General features: G+C 34.0%; 14 protein-coding genes. 5 read left to right on the forward strand and 9 right to left on the reverse strand.

Annotated elements, in window-relative coordinates:
- Positions 1-56 precede the first annotated feature (56 nt).
- The 7 genes from K8V80_RS09660 to K8V80_RS09690 all read right to left on the reverse strand — a co-directional run bounded on the left by K8V80_RS09660 (position 57) and on the right by K8V80_RS09690 (position 7381).
- Positions 57-1646 (reverse strand): DUF4836 family protein, encoded by a 1590-nt coding sequence (locus tag K8V80_RS09660; protein ID WP_276777455.1) that lies wholly within the window; start codon positions 1644-1646, stop codon positions 57-59.
- A 14-nt stretch (positions 1647-1660) separates the two neighbouring features.
- Positions 1661-2356 (reverse strand): 16S rRNA (uracil(1498)-N(3))-methyltransferase, encoded by a 696-nt coding sequence (locus tag K8V80_RS09665; protein WP_276777458.1) that lies wholly within the window; start codon positions 2354-2356, stop codon positions 1661-1663.
- Positions 2357-2359: 3 nt separating this feature from the next.
- A complete protein-coding gene (locus K8V80_RS09670) occupies positions 2360-2947 on the reverse strand; it encodes a bifunctional nuclease family protein (RefSeq protein ID WP_006743411.1) in 588 nt (195 codons plus the stop codon).
- Between the two features lie 2 nt (positions 2948-2949).
- A complete protein-coding gene (locus K8V80_RS09675) occupies positions 2950-4173 on the reverse strand; it encodes a nucleoside permease (protein ID WP_006743410.1) in 1224 nt (407 codons plus the stop codon).
- A 760-nt stretch (positions 4174-4933) separates the two neighbouring features.
- Positions 4934-6118: a class I SAM-dependent rRNA methyltransferase gene (locus K8V80_RS09680; RefSeq protein WP_006743409.1), complete on the reverse strand. Its 1185-nt coding sequence runs from the start codon at positions 6116-6118 to the stop codon at positions 4934-4936.
- 35 nt (positions 6119-6153) lie between these two features.
- Positions 6154-6789, reverse strand: a complete 636-nt coding sequence (locus K8V80_RS09685) for a 3'-5' exonuclease (RefSeq protein ID WP_276777462.1) — start codon at positions 6787-6789, stop codon at positions 6154-6156.
- 22 nt (positions 6790-6811) lie between these two features.
- Complete coding sequence (locus tag K8V80_RS09690; RefSeq protein ID WP_006743407.1) at positions 6812-7381, reverse strand: DUF5063 domain-containing protein; 570 nt, start codon at positions 7379-7381, stop codon at positions 6812-6814.
- 232 nt (positions 7382-7613) lie between these two features.
- On the opposite strand from K8V80_RS09690, the gene K8V80_RS09695 reads away from it, so the two are divergent.
- The 5 genes from K8V80_RS09695 (at position 7614) to K8V80_RS09715 (ending at position 13717) form a co-directional block, all read left to right on the forward strand.
- On the forward strand, positions 7614-10115 hold the full coding sequence (locus K8V80_RS09695) for a DNA translocase FtsK 4TM domain-containing protein (protein ID WP_423773075.1): 2502 nt from the start codon (positions 7614-7616) through the stop codon (positions 10113-10115).
- 27 nt (positions 10116-10142) lie between these two features.
- Positions 10143-10775 (forward strand): LolA-like putative outer membrane lipoprotein chaperone, encoded by a 633-nt coding sequence (locus K8V80_RS09700; RefSeq protein ID WP_006743405.1) that lies wholly within the window; start codon positions 10143-10145, stop codon positions 10773-10775.
- A 24-nt stretch (positions 10776-10799) separates the two neighbouring features.
- Entirely contained in the window at positions 10800-11747 is a 948-nt protein-coding gene (gene trxB / locus K8V80_RS09705; protein ID WP_006743404.1) for a thioredoxin-disulfide reductase, read from the forward strand.
- A gap of 182 nt (positions 11748-11929) precedes the next feature.
- Positions 11930-12502, forward strand: coding sequence for a hypothetical protein (locus K8V80_RS09710; RefSeq protein WP_276777467.1), 573 nt, complete (start codon positions 11930-11932; stop codon positions 12500-12502).
- Positions 12503-12649: 147 nt separating this feature from the next.
- The gene (locus K8V80_RS09715) at positions 12650-13717 is read left to right on the forward strand and encodes an RHS repeat domain-containing protein (RefSeq protein ID WP_276777471.1); all 1068 of its coding nucleotides are present in this window, start codon (positions 12650-12652) and stop codon (positions 13715-13717) included.
- A 362-nt stretch (positions 13718-14079) separates the two neighbouring features.
- Here K8V80_RS09715 and K8V80_RS09720 read toward each other — a convergent pair whose 3' ends face one another.
- Positions 14080-14526 carry a PH domain-containing protein gene (locus K8V80_RS09720; protein WP_276777474.1) on the reverse strand — a complete coding sequence of 149 codons (447 nt, stop codon included), beginning with the start codon at positions 14524-14526 and terminating at the stop codon, positions 14080-14082.
- A gap of 97 nt (positions 14527-14623) precedes the next feature.
- Positions 14624-15143: ZIP family metal transporter (locus K8V80_RS09725; protein ID WP_276777476.1), on the reverse strand; the 520-nt coding region annotated here is incomplete at its 5' end.

Below are 15143 nucleotides of genomic sequence, written 5' to 3' on the forward strand. Positions count from 1 at the left end.
CCACCACTAATATAAGTTATTAATGGTGGCTTATAAATTATTTGAGAATTTATCTTTTACATTTTCGTAAGTTGAACAAGTAACTTGGTTAATAATTTAAGAGAGTTCTCTTCTTGTGATTTGAAAACAAGACTTGTGCTAGATGCTAATGGAGTGTTGTTTTTTGCATCAAGATAATCTAAATCCATAATGAAGTTTTTAACATCTGCATTTTGTAAACCTCTTAGATTACTCATACCCATCTGTACGATAGGTATAGCTAAGATAGCTTGGATATCAAGGGATAAATATGAATAGCCATCCTTGCTACGTGTATAATAGCGTGATTCTTTAATATTAGGTGCAACATCCTTTGATGGGTTTTTAGCCAATTCAGCGTTGCTAGTTAGAAATAGTCTATCATTTTCTGTACCTAGATACATCGTGAAACCTCTTTCGCTAAGAGTCAATAGGTTTTCTGTTTCTTCAACGATAGCTGTGCTTGAAGATGGTTTTTCTTTAATCCACTCAACTATTTTTGTGTATAATGTATTTCCCTTAGTTGAACAGAATACAGAAAAATCTGCACTTGGGCTGATAAAGTTGAAATCAATGCTATTAAGTGCCAATGTTATATCTCCATTGACTAGATTCATATATTCTTTAACCTGCGCAAAATCATCTTTAATAGATTCTCTAGTTTCTTCATCAGTCATAAAATACTTATCAACAAATGTCATTAGTTTAGTGCCATCTATACCTAGGTTCATAAAGAATAGAGGATCTTTACCCACATGATTAGCAAACTCTCCGGATGCTTTTTTAAGTATTTCTTCTCCTTCCTTGAAGATGGTCATGTCTGCTCCTTCTTCTGCAAAAATAGATTGATTTAAGTCGATTTTACCCTTCTCAAAGTTTAAAGATAATACTTGAAACACTCTGCTATCAAGTTTGTCATAAAAAGAGTCTGTAAAAGCTAAAGAAGCAGGATTAACAGTTAGCTGTTTATTAAGTTGACTTAAATTTTTAATGCTAAATGCTAAAGCTAAATCATCAGTACTCTTGATTCCCTTGTAATAGTTATAACTATTTAAAGTCTTTTCTGGTTGGGTTAATTTTTTGAACTCATCCGATTCTGGCTTAATAGTTGTAGCAATCATAATTTGTTTATTATACAAAATATGAAATTCATTTTCATTAAATGCTAATGATTTGAATCCATCTATTTCAGACTGAGTTACGTCTTCTGTTTCTTTTGCAAGAGTCTTAAATAGATTTTCTAATTTAGATTGATCTTCTACTGAAGCAAATAGGCTCACTTGGCTAGACTCTATTTCATGTCCTTCATAGGAGATTGCTAGGTACAGTCTATTCTTGATATTTAATCCCGAATTTCCAGGATTATCAATCACAGACTTCAATAACTGTTTGCTGTCTTCTTCTAATCCATAAGTAATGTTGTTGATAAACTCTGTTTGATCTTCAGGAGTAATCTGATTTTTGATGTCAGATTTTGTTAATAGTTGTTCTAAGTTAATAGATACAACCATATTATTCTCATTAATTGAAATTAGAGATTCATATTCCTTGGTTTCCGAACATGAAGTTAGCACTCCTATGCATAAAAGAAGTACTAGGCTGTGAAAGTAAAAACTAATTTTCTTCATAGTTATAAAATAAATTATTGATTTAGAATATTGATAGTGCTACAAGCAAATATTGCAGCTGTTTCTGTGCGAAGACGACTATCCCCGAGACTTATTGGTTGAAAACCGTTATCTAGGGCAAGTTGTATTTCTTCAGGGCTAAAGTCGCCCTCTGGACCAATCAAAATAAGAGCATTTTCACCAATGGTGTACAACTCTTTTAGTAATTCTTGATCTTCTTTGTAACAGTGGGCTATAAATTTTTGTCCATTGAAAGGCTGAGTTATAAAAGTTTTAAAAGGAGTCATTTCATTCAGTTTAGGTAATGTTGCCCTTTTAGATTGCTTCATGGCAGAAACGAGTATTTTCTCAACACGATCTGTTTTTATAATCTTTCTTTCTGAAAACTGGCAGTTTAGAAAAGTAAATTCATTGAATCCTATTTCTGTTGCTTTTTCAGCAACCCACTCATTTCTATCCATGTTCTTGGTTGGGCCCATGGCCAAGTGAATATACACTTTGGGTGGAGTAGGAGTATGAGTCTCCAAAATATTGAACAAACACTTTTTAGGTGTAGTCAATGTAATTTCAGCCTCATAGAAGTTTCCTTTACCATCTGTTAAAGTAATGTGATCTCCTTCTGTTAGTCTTAAAACCCTAGAACAGTGCTTTGCTTCATCACTAGGAAGCTCTTTTATTTGATCAATATTGGGAGTGTAAAATATAGGCATTTTCTATTTTTCTAAATCTGCAATTTGGTCTCTTAATATAGAGGCTAATTCATAGTTTTCTTTTTGAATAGCCTCTTTTAACTGATTTTCTAATTTATCTTTCTCACTTATTTCCATGCCAAAAGTGATGTACTCGGGATTTCCAGAGCTTTTGTCTTCATCACTATCTTCATCAAGTACTATTTCGACAGATTCTTGGTTAAGAATTTCCTCCTCAATAAATATTGGAGTATTTAGTCTTATTGCCAATGCTATAGCATCTGATGTGCGAGCATCTATACGTGTATATTGATCTCCTTTGTTGAGATAAATATACGAGTAATAAACACCTGAGATAACTTTATAAATAAGGATTTTACTAATCTTTGCTTCTAGAAAGTCAAAGCATGAAATCATTAGATCGTGCGTTAATGGGCGTGAGTTGGGGATTTCATTAATGGCACAGATTATGGAGTGAGCTTCTTTCTCACCTATAATAATAGGAATCTGGCGTCTTTTTCCCTTATTTTCCTCTAAAAGTAGGCTATAAGCGCCTACTTTTGATTGACTTTCATATACTTGTTTGATGTGTAATTCGATTTCTGAACTCATAATTAAACATTGATTTTTTCAGGATTATGTTTGTATTTAAATAGTATAGCAAATAATATAGCTACTACTAAAGCATAAACAGCAAATACGAACCAAGAGTTTGGCCATCCAACAATATCTACTATATAACCTGCAGCATAAGATCCTATGAATGCTCCTAAACCATTGGTCATAATCATAAATAAACCTTGTGCACTTGAACGAATAGAGTGGTCTGTTTCCTGGTCTATAAATAAAGAACCTGAGATATTAAAGAAGTCAAATGCAACACCATACACAAGCATTGATGCGATTAACATCCATACTCCTTCTCCAGGGTTACCTGTCCCAAGTAGTCCAAAACGTAAAACCCAAGCTACCATACTGATAAGCATTACTTTCTTAATACCAAAGTGTTTTAAGAAGAATGGAATCAATAAGATACAAAGAGTTTCAGAAACTTGTGATAAGGAAATAAGTGTATTGGCGTGTTCAACTCCAAATGTTCCTTGATATTTAGCGATGTTACCAAAGTGTTGTGTTAGGTAGTCATTGGCAAAGGCGTTAGTAATTTGTAGTGATACTCCAAGAAGCATACAGAAAATAAAGAAAATAGCCATCTTCTTTTGCTTAAACAAGGAGAAGGCTTTTAAACCCATAGCTTCAATCCATGATTGTTGAGCACCAGGTTTTGCTGTATGGCAGTGTGGTAGTGAGAATGAGTATCCTGCAAGAATAAGTCCTAAACCAGCAGATACATATAATTGCTCATGTGTGCTTGTAAAGCCTAAGATTTCTACAGCATTCATTGCTATAATAAATCCTACAGTACCCCATACCCTGATTGGCGGGAATGCCTTGACCGTATCTAATCCTGCGACATTCAGTGAGTTGTAGGCGACAGAGTTGGATAAAGCTATTGTAGGCATATAAAAGAATACTGACAGAAGCATGTATGTGTACAGTGGTGTATACGTGGTTTCTTGTGCTGCTAAGAATATGAAAAATGCACTTAGCAAATGACTTAGACCTAAAAGCTTTTGTGCAGGTACCCATCTATCTGCTATAATACCCATAATAGCAGGCATAAATAATGAGGCAATACCCATTGTTGCATAAAAACTTCCAATTTCTTTTCCGGAGAAAGCTAGTGTTCCGCTTAGGTATCCTCCAAACGAAATTAACCATGAACCCCATATTGCGTATTGTAGAAAGTTCATGATTATTAAGCGATACTTTATATTCATAATATCAATTTATAGTAAAACAAATGTCTTAATTAGTACAAATGTATACAATAATTCTCTAAGAGAATACCCTTTTAAGTCCTTTTTAGTGCTGTTTCTATGTGTTTAGATAGATACACTATTTTTTAGTAGTTGTAACTGAAATATTCCCGATATTATTTTTTGGTTTCTTACTTTTACATTGATGTTTGGTGCTTGATATCTTTATAAAGCTTGCTTTGTGTGTAAATCGGTTTTATTTAAAATGTAATAGTGTGAATGGATATAGCTTAAAAAAGTATCATTGTGAATTAATGCGATACTTGTTTTTTAGTTGCTTAATCAACGATTATTTAATTTGTGTAGGGAGGCTATTATCCATTTAGAGTAGGTCGTTACTGATAATAAAGTCTATCTAAAAGAGTCTCTGTTTTAGTGAATATCATGTTGTGAAGTGAAAAGATAAAGAGAATATAGATAAGAATCATAGTCTTATCATGACACCGATAAGAGGCTACTTTGACACCGATATGTTATCATCATGTCGGTGTCATGATGAGTCTGCTCTTTTTAAAATACTATTGAGAAAAGGTGGAAAGTCTTTAGAAAAGGGCAAAAAAAAAATTGATTGTCTCCCGACAACCAATCTTTGTAAACCTTAAATCTAATACCATGAAAAACACAGTTGCAAATATATGGACTTTATGTTATAAAACATAACAAATAACTTGATATCTGTATTTGTTTAACTATGCTTAACGGTTTTAATAGATTTAAATATTTATTCTACGTATAGTACGAGTCCTTTAAGATATTCTCCTTCGGGATGGTAGATGCTCACTGGATGATCAGCAGGTTGAGTAAGTTGGTGTAAAATTCTAACTTTTCTACCCGACATGGCTGCAGCCGAGAATACCATCGTTCTAAAGTCGTCTTTAGATACTACTTGAGAACAAGAGAATGTAAATAATATACCTCCAGGTTGTATTTTTTCTAGGGCTTTTGCATTGATTTTTCTATATCCTTGAAGTGCATTACGAAGAGCTTTTCGATGTTTAGCAAAAGCTGGAGGATCCAAAACGATTAAGTCATATTGATTGCCCATTCTATCAAGATACTTAAATGCATCTTCAGCTATGGCTTTATGTCTTTCGTCTTCACCAAAGTTTAATGAGATGTTTTCGTTGGTTAAGTCAATTGCTTTAGCCGAGCTATCTACCGAGTGGACAACTTTAGCACCACCACGCATAGCATAGAATGAAAATCCTCCTGTGTAACAGAACATATTTAGTACCGAGCGATCTTTAGAGTATTTTTCAAGTAAAGATCTGTTTTCTCTTTGGTCAACAAAGAAGCCCGTCTTTTGTCCTTTTAGCCAGTCAACATGGAATTTTAAACCATTTTCTATTGCAATGTTGTTTTTATCTCCACCAATAAGAAAACCATCTGTAGGATCTAATTCAGCTTTGAAAGGTAATGTTGTTTCTGATTTATAATAGATGTTTTTTACAGCTCCGTCCATTACTTTGATAATAGTTTCAGCTAAGATATTACGCATGTAGTGCATTCCTACTGAGTGGGCTTGAAGCACAGCTGTTTCATCATACACATCGACAATCAAACCAGGCAAGAAATCTCCTTCTCCATGTATAAGACGAAATGTATTATTATGGGGGTTATGAGCTAAGCCTACAGCTTTTCTTACATTATAAGCTGTTTGAATGCGATTAATCCAAAAATGGTCATCAATAGCCTCATCTTGAAAGCTTAAAACACGAATGGCAATGCTGCCTATTTGATAATGTCCTTTTGCGATAAATTCATTAGATGCTGTAAATACATCTACGACATCACCTTCTTCTGGTTTTCCTTCCATATGAGCGATAGCTCCAGAAAAAATCCACGGATGAAAGCGATTAAGAGATTGTTCTTTTTTGGGTTTTAAAAACACTTTATGTGTTGTCATAATTCTTGCGTAAAAATTAATATGGTATGGACAAATTAGTCTTTTATTATTTGCTCTGTTGGTACTTCTGGTTTAACTATATAGTCTCCCGACTGTTTTAGTTCTTCTAAAAAGTTGTAGATGCGTAAGCAACTCCAAGCGTCTGTGGCAGCATAGCGTTGCTGAGCATCTGTTAATTCTACAGCTTCCCAATTAGATAAACGTTGAGCTTTAGATATTTTCTCTTTGAATAAGATGGCATATATTTTCTGAAGGCTTTTATCTTTAATACCAAAGTGCTTTACGTACTCTTGTAAGTCGATGCAGTTTTCTTGTTTAAAAGAAGCCCTTTTACGAAGCATCATAAAATCATCACGTAGTGATAAGCCTATCTTTTTGATATTGGGATTCTCCAATAATTCAATAAGTTCTGGAACTAATCCGAGCTTATTCAATCTGAATAAGAAACAGATATTGTCAGTTGATATTTGTAAAAGAGCAACTTTATACGATTTCCCTTTCACGAATGCAGGTCTTGTTTCACTATCTATACCCAGAATAGTCTGTGCATTTAGAATTTCTATAGCTTTGCTGGTTGCACCTTTGGTTTGAATAACCTCTATGGCTCCAGGAAATTTCGCTTGTGGAAGTTGTTTTATCTGCTCTTTAGTAATGCTTCGATGTATAATCATTCCGTTTTTTACTTTTCATCAATTAATAGAAGTCTTCTTCTGTGTTATAAAAATCTTGGTCTGCATCCTCTGGATTAGTTGTTTGATACTTTACATCGTGCAATGCTCTTAAAGTGTTAACAAGACGTTGTCCCCAAAAACTAGCGAAATGTTGCTGGCATTGGACTAAAGCATCATGCATTGTTTCATTTAGACCAAGTTGAAAGATAAACACAAAGTTTCTAATATCTTGGTAGATATCAGCTAAATCTTCTGAGATGTTCTTTTTGATAGGAGTATCGCTATATTGCATATCAGGAAGGAATACCTCTAGGTAATCATCTTTTTCTGCAAGAACAGAAGCTATATTTATTCTCAATATCTCATAGCTTTCTTCGGTCACATAAGTCTCTAAATATTGTTCTTCAAGACTTGTAAAAGGAGGAAGAAGGCTTGCTTTTAAGTAAAGTAGAGGAAGTAGCTTTAAGGCTGTGTCAACAAACTCTTCTCTTTCTAGGCTTTCTGCTCTTTCAAGGAAACCACAGGTCTCAGCTGCTACAGTAACAAACTCTATAACGTTTTTATCAAAAATTACTTGATTTTCCTTTTCCATGGATGTTTTTATTTAATCATGCAAAGGTAGCAAAAAGTAATGATAGCTAATAAAAAGCGAATCGCTTTAACTCTGTTCATTCTGTTTTTTAGAAAAAATACTTCATATTGATGGAATAAATCTATTTTTATAAACTTCCTTTTCTGTACATTATTTGTCTTTATCAAAATAAAGATTGTATCTTATTTATTTACTACTTTTGTACTAACATAATCCCTAACATAAATCGACAATGACAGATTTTTCGAATGATGAGAATACGATAGAGTCAACCTCTATGTTACATAAAATCAAGGCAATATTAAAAAATGAAATAGTAAGTTTTATTATAGGACTATTCCTTATTATGTTTGCCTTGTATCTTCTTATACCCTATTTGTCTTTTTTTATCACAGGAGGTGCTGATCAAAGTATCTTGGATAGTGCAAGTTCAGATTTGAACTCAACTGATAATGGAATTAAAAATATGGGAGGAGCTAGAGGTGCACAATTAGCATATTGGTTAATTAATAATAGCTTTGGTGTCGCTTCAATTTTTATTATAGCCTTTTTAGGTGCTGCCGGTATTCGTATGATGAAGGTTCGAAAGCTAAATATGTGGCGCTGGTTTTTTGGTTGTACCATGCTCTTACTCTGGTTTTCATTATTCTTTGGTTATTTCTTTTACGAGGCTTATCAAGATTCCTTCATCTATCTTGGCGGACTGCATGGCTATAATGTAAGTCTTTGGATCGAGTCGCAGATTGGTACAGGTGGTATTCTCCTTCTATTTATTATTTCTGCTTTGTATATTTTAATCTTCTTCAATAAAAAATACATCAATAAGATTCGTGACTTCTTTTCTGGGAAGTATATTCCTAATATCAAACGAAAGAAAAAAGATAAATCAGATAACTCTGTGGATGAGGCTGATGATTCCGATGAGTTTGAAGATGAGAATCAAACGAAAGAGGAAAATAATACAGACAAAGAGGCTACTCTAAATGAAAATGATTCTTTAGAAATGGAGCTAAACACATCTGCTGATGAAGAATCTTTAGAGTTGTCAAAGTCGGATAAAGATAAGATAGAACTAGTTATAGAAGAAAAGGTGGAAGAAATCATAGAGCATTCTCTTCCAAAAGGAACTATTCAAGGTCCAAAAGAGAATAGTAAATCTCAAGATAAAGACGCTGAACCAGCTTTTGAGGTAGAAGCTGCTAAAGATGATTTATACAGAGGTTCTTTAGATCAACCATATAATCCTAAGCTGGATTTAGAAGGATTTAAGTTTCCAACCTTAGACTTAATGAAGCATTTTGAAAACAATGATCCTAATGTCAATATGGAAGAGCAGAATATGAATAAAAATAAAATTATTTCTACTCTACGAAGTTTTGATATTGAGATAACTTCTATAAAAGCGACTGTTGGTCCTACGGTTACTCTCTATGAAATAACACCAGCACAAGGGGTGAGAATATCTAAGATTAGAAATCTAGAAGACGATATTGCTTTAAGTTTGGCTGCACTTGGTATTCGTATTATTGCACCGATTCCAGGTAAGGGTACAATTGGGATAGAAGTGCCAAATGAAAATCCGAAAGTAGTATCAGGTCAATCTATTATCGGTAGTAAAAAGTTTCAAACTTGCAATTATGAGCTTCCTGTGGCTTTTGGTAAAACGATAACGAATGAAGTATTTGTAGTTGACTTATGTAAAATGCCACATATATTGGTGGCTGGTGCTACAGGACAAGGTAAGTCTGTCGGATTAAATACCATGATAACCTCTTTACTCTATAAAAAACATCCCGCTGAACTGAAATTTGTATTGATCGACCCAAAGAAAGTTGAGTTTAGTATTTATTCAGCAATAAAGCATCATTATCTAGCTCAGTTGCCAGATGCTGAAGAACCGATTATAACTGATGTTACTAAGGTTGTACAAACTTTAAATTCGGTGTGTGTTGAAATGGATGGTAGATATGATTTACTGAAAGCTGCTAAAGTTCGTAATATCAAAGAGTACAACGAAAAGTTTATAAATCGTCAATTGAACCCAGAGAAGGGACATAAGTATATGCCTTATATTGTTGTCGTTATTGATGAGTTTGGAGATTTAATTATGACAGCAGGTAAAGAGATTGAATTGCCTATTGCTCGTATTGCTCAGTTGGCTCGTGCTGTGGGTATTCATATGGTAATTGCTACGCAACGTCCAACAACTAATATCATAACAGGTACAATTAAGGCAAACTTCCCTGCTCGTGTTGCATTTAGGGTATCTTCAATGACCGACTCACGAACCATTCTTGACAGACCAGGAGCTAATCAGTTAATCGGAAAAGGAGATATGTTGTATCTTCAGGGTTCTGATCCAATCCGTGTACAATGTGCTTTTATTGACACTCCAGAAGTTGAGAATATTACTAAATATATTGCTCAGCAACAAGGCTATACTACTCCATTTTATCTACCAGAATATACTAGCGAAGAGAGTAAAGCAGCAATGGGAGAGGTTGATCCTGCTCGTTTAGACCCCCTTTTTGAAGATGCAGCTCGTATGATTGTTATTCATCAACAAGGTTCAACTTCTTTAATTCAAAGGAAGTTTTCTATAGGATACAATAGAGCTGGACGAATTATGGACCAATTGGAAAAGATGGGTATAGTTGGTCCAAGTGAGGGAAGTAAAGCACGCCAGGTATTTTGTCAAGACGAGATGGAATTAGACCAACGTTTGAACAATTAATTAACAAGAATCGTTATAGATAAGCATATGAAAAGGCTGATATTGACACTAACACTACTACTTCCTTTCCTTGGCGTTTATTCTCAAAAGAATAAGGATGCAAAGTATCTATTGGATAATGCTACTGCTTTACTTCAAAAAGAGGGTGGCATTAAGACATCTTTCTATTCATCTACATATAAAGGAGGAATAATGGAGGGTGATACCAAAGGTGTATTATATCTTAAAGGAGAAAAATTTGTTCTCGAAACAAGTGAAATGAAGACTTGGTATGATGGCAAATATCAGTGGAGCTTAATCTTTGAAATGGAAGAGGTTAATGTTTCTGAGCCTACTGAAGAGGAGTTACAAGAAATTAATCCTTATCAACTTTTAAAACTTTACAAGAAAGGATATTCGTATTCTTTATCTGGTAATGTGAAAAATGGAGCAATTGAGGTTATACTGAAAGCTCAAGATAAAACTCGCAATTACCAGCAGATTAAAGTGTGGATTAACCAGACATCTTATGAGCCTAATTTATTAGAAGTAATGACAAAGGATAATAGAATTGCAAAAATTCAAATAAAAGAGTTCTCCAAAGGTATCAAACTTTCAGATGCACTATTCCGTTTTAATAGCGAAGATTACCCCGATGCGGATATAATTGATTTACGTTAATACATAATTAAAAGATAATAAGATATGGCAGATATTGAAAAAGTAAGATGCTTAATTATTGGTTCAGGTCCTGCAGGTTATACTGCAGCTATTTATGCTGGACGTGCAGATATAAAACCTGTATTATATGAAGGACTTCAACCTGGTGGTCAGTTGACAACTACTACTGAAGTTGAAAACTTCCCAGGTTACCCTGAAGGAATTACTGGTCCTGAGTTGATGGAAGATTTGAAAAAACAGGCAGAACGTTTTGGTGCAGATATACGCTTTGGTTTAGCTACTAAAGCAGATTTATCGAAGGCTCCATACAAAGTAACTATCGACGAAGAAAAGGTTATTGAAGCAGATACTCTAATTATAGCTACTGGTGCTACTGCTAAATACCTAGGCCTAGAAGATGAACAAAAATATATGGGCATGGGTGTTAGTGCTTGTGCTACTTGTGATGGTTTCTTCTATAGAAAGAAAGTCGTTGCTGTAGTGGGTGGTGGTGATACTGCTTGCGAAGAAGCGCTATACTTGGCTGGTTTAGCTTCTAAAGTGTATTTGGTTGTTCGTAAACCTTTCTTGCGTGCTTCTCAAATAATGCAGGATAGAGTAAAGAACAATCCTAAAGTAGAAGTACTGTTTGAGCATAATGCTGTAGGACTATTTGGAGATAATGGCGTAGAGGGTGTAAACCTAGTAAAGAGAATGGGTGAATCAGATGAAGAAAGATATGACTTGCCTATTGATGGTTTCTTCTTGGCTATTGGTCATAAACCAAATTCAGATATCTTCAAACCTTACCTTCAAACCGATGAAGTGGGATATATTGAAACCATAGGTAAAACTCCAAAAACTTCTGTACCTGGGGTATTTGCTGCAGGTGATGTGGCTGATCCACATTATCGTCAGGCAATTACTGCTGCAGGAACAGGTTGTCAAGCAGCTTTAGAAGTAGAAAGATATTTATCAGAAAAAGGTTTGTAATTAAATCTAAATATAAGATACAAAGGAGAATGCTAGCATTCTCCTTTTTTTGTGTATAGCTGTGAACATGAATTGTTATATGTCTATTGTAATAATTATGTCTGTAAAGTTTCTAAAAGCAGACTAATTATTCTTGTCTCCAATCAAGAATGCTTATCTTCGTGTATAAAGAAATTATGTTTATGAAAAGAAGTCTACTACTTTTAACAACTTTACTCCTATTTTGTGGTGTAGCAAAAGCTCAATATCTAAAAAAAGGCTTTTGGGGTGGAGTTGAATTAAGTTATGGGTTAACACTCTCCGATAAAGGTGGGTTATATCATCAGAAATATGGTGGTGATACAAAGATGCAGGCACTTGATTTACGTACTGTCTTCGGCTATTATCTTACAAAAAACTTTTCAATAGGTACGGGAGTAGGAGTAGCTACTTACTCAGACCCAAGAATAAACCTTGTTCCTATTTTTATTGATGTACGATTTCATCCAATTACCCGTATAAATGAAAACTTGTATATAAGTGCGAATGTGGGTACTTCTCTAGTTTCTAATCAAAGCCATATAGATCCTAAGCTTCTATGGGAATTAACTCTTGGTTATCAGTTGTTCGATTTAGGTAATTGTACTTTAACTCCCTCGATAGGCTATGGTTTCTTTAAATATAATGCAGAGCAGTGGGATAATTTAAATGAAAGGTTGTATGACGAAACTCAAAAACGTAGAACTTTGTTTTTTAGATTGAGTTTAACCTATTGAAAAAAGAGAACAACTCTGTAATACATTTGTTGTATAATATTATTAACTCTGATGAATGATTTAATTCTAAAAGAATATTTTTGCTGAATTGAATCATCATATTAAAGAGATTTCTAACTTTATCTGCGTAAATTAAATTTGAAATATATGAATAAGAACTTACTTCTTGCATTGGCTTTCTTCTTTATAGGTGAAGGCATTGCTATATCTGATACTTATGCTAGTGATTTGACTCAAGGAGGTCTCGTTGGACAGGTGAAGTCTGTAAAAACGACAGAGTTTACCCCTGTTTTAAGTAATAAAAAGTGGATACCAGGAGAGAAAACATCGGTAACTGTGAGGGTCTATGATGAAAAGGGGAATATGGTTGAGGAGACTTTGAAAGACTCTAAAGAACAAACTTTCTTTGTTACAAAAATACAACCGATTGAGAAAGGTAAATTTGTAGAGTATTATAGCTACGATGAGAATGGTAATATTGAATCTAAAGAGAGTGGACGACTAGGAGAACAAGATGAAGTGTTGAGTATGAAAGTGTTTGATGCAAATGATAATCTACAATCTCACACTAAATCTCAGTTTGACAAACAAGGGAATATTACTAAAATAACCTCTTTTGATGGTGATGATCTTATTGCTACGAAGATATATGGTTATGATAATGCAAAACTTAGCTTTATTAAAGTTGATTTAGAAGGTGGAGAAGATTATGTAGAATTCTACAATTACGATGATAAAGGTCGTTTGGTAGAAGTTAAATCGGTATCTCTTTCAGGAACAGTACTTAATCAGTTGTTAACCGTTTATGATGAGGCTGGCAATAAAGTAAGTACAACCTTTTTCCCTTCTCTTAAAGAATCGGGAGAGCATCAAATTACCAAGTTTGATAAAGCAGGGAGAACCATTGAGCTGTCTTTTTATGATGCTAGCAATCAGATGGTCCAGAGTGAGAAGTTTGAATATGCTCCATCAGGATTAATCTCAAAAGCTGAAGCTTACGATTTGATAAATAATACGTTGATAAACAGTTATACCATTAATTATGATAAGTTTGGGCGTGAGTTTAATAGAGTTACTTATGATTTAAAGGGAGTGCCCAACGCTAATATTGAAACTATTTATAAATTGGATAAAAATAACAACTGGATAGAAAAAACAGAAAAGAATAAAAATAAGATAGTATCTATAGTTAAAAGAGAAGTAGTTTACTTCTAAGACTAGTTATTCTTTCAATAAAATAGTATTCAAAAAAGAGTCCGATCGGACTCTTTTTTTGCTTTATACGCTAAGGGTTCTGTTAACCGTGATGATGTTAAATGTGATTTACTTCTTCGAGTTTAAAGTTTCTTATCCTAGTGTTTGGTAGAATTACTATAAAAAGAACACCGACATGACATCATCATGTCGGTGTCATGATGATGTCTTGACCCTGACCTTACGGCTTTATGATTAGGTGAATGTGAATCTTATCACTCTGTGTGAGTATGGGTTAGAATGAGAAAATCGATTTATAGTATATAACAAAGCCTCAATGGCTATTGCTCATTGAGGCTTTGTTCTTTTATCTTATTTTCTTCTTATAATAAATCTTGAGGATAGTTGATAACCACTTTTTTCCCTTGGTCTGTTTCAATTAGTGCCAGCTCGTTCTTATTCAGAATAAGCATAAAGTATTTACCCAATCTTTTGTTTCTAAACCATCCTGTATGTCCGCCATAGCCCGAGCTACCAAACACTCTGATAGATCCACTTATATCATCTTTAGTAACAGGTTTAACGGTTACTTTATTTTTTCTGAAAGTTTTATGACCTATTAATTGTTGTACTTTTATTTTGTTATCATCCACTTCTACCCATATAGGTACTATTGCTAATCCATAGACTAATATCCCAATCATTAGAGCAAAAAATAGAATGCTCCAAAAACTATTCCATGGGGTTATATTTATTAGCATCGCAATAGATGCTAGAAGAATAAAAGAAATGGTGATTACTAGCCAATCTGGCTTAAAAAAATATTTCATTGTGTATCGGTTGTGTGTTATATCTGCGGTAATATATGTAAAAAAAGCAATTTACACTTTCTGTATTCTGCTGTTTAAAAACATGTTTTTAGATACTTTAAATAAATAAGAACAAACTTATCGCCATAACAAACATACCAGCTACTAGCCCAATGATAGATAAATGGTGCTTTCCATATCTTTCTGCACTTGGTAATAATTCATCTAATGAAATAAATACCATGATACCCGATACAGCAGCTAAAACTATCCCGTTAATTGCTGGTGTCCAATAATGCATTAAAAATAAATAGGCCAATAAAGCTCCAGCGGGTTCAGATAATCCTGATAAAAAAGAATACCAAAACGCCTTTTTACGGCTTCCTGTTGCATGATAAATAGGTACTGCTACAGCAATTCCCTCAGGAATGTTATGAATAGCTATGGCGATAGTGATGGGTATTGCTACATCAAGAGAAGTTAGTGCTGAGGTGAAAGTTGCTATCCCTTCTGGAAAGTTGTGAATAGCAATAGATAGAGCCACTACAATACCTGTCCTTTTCATTTGCAATGTTTTGTCGTCCATATCTTCTACTCCTTGAACTTCGTGAGGGTTAATGGACTGTGGAATCATAAAG

The sequence above is a fragment of the Bacteroides coprosuis genome, assembly GCF_020741705.1.
Classification (GTDB): domain Bacteria; phylum Bacteroidota; class Bacteroidia; order Bacteroidales; family Bacteroidaceae; genus Bacteroides_E; species Bacteroides_E coprosuis.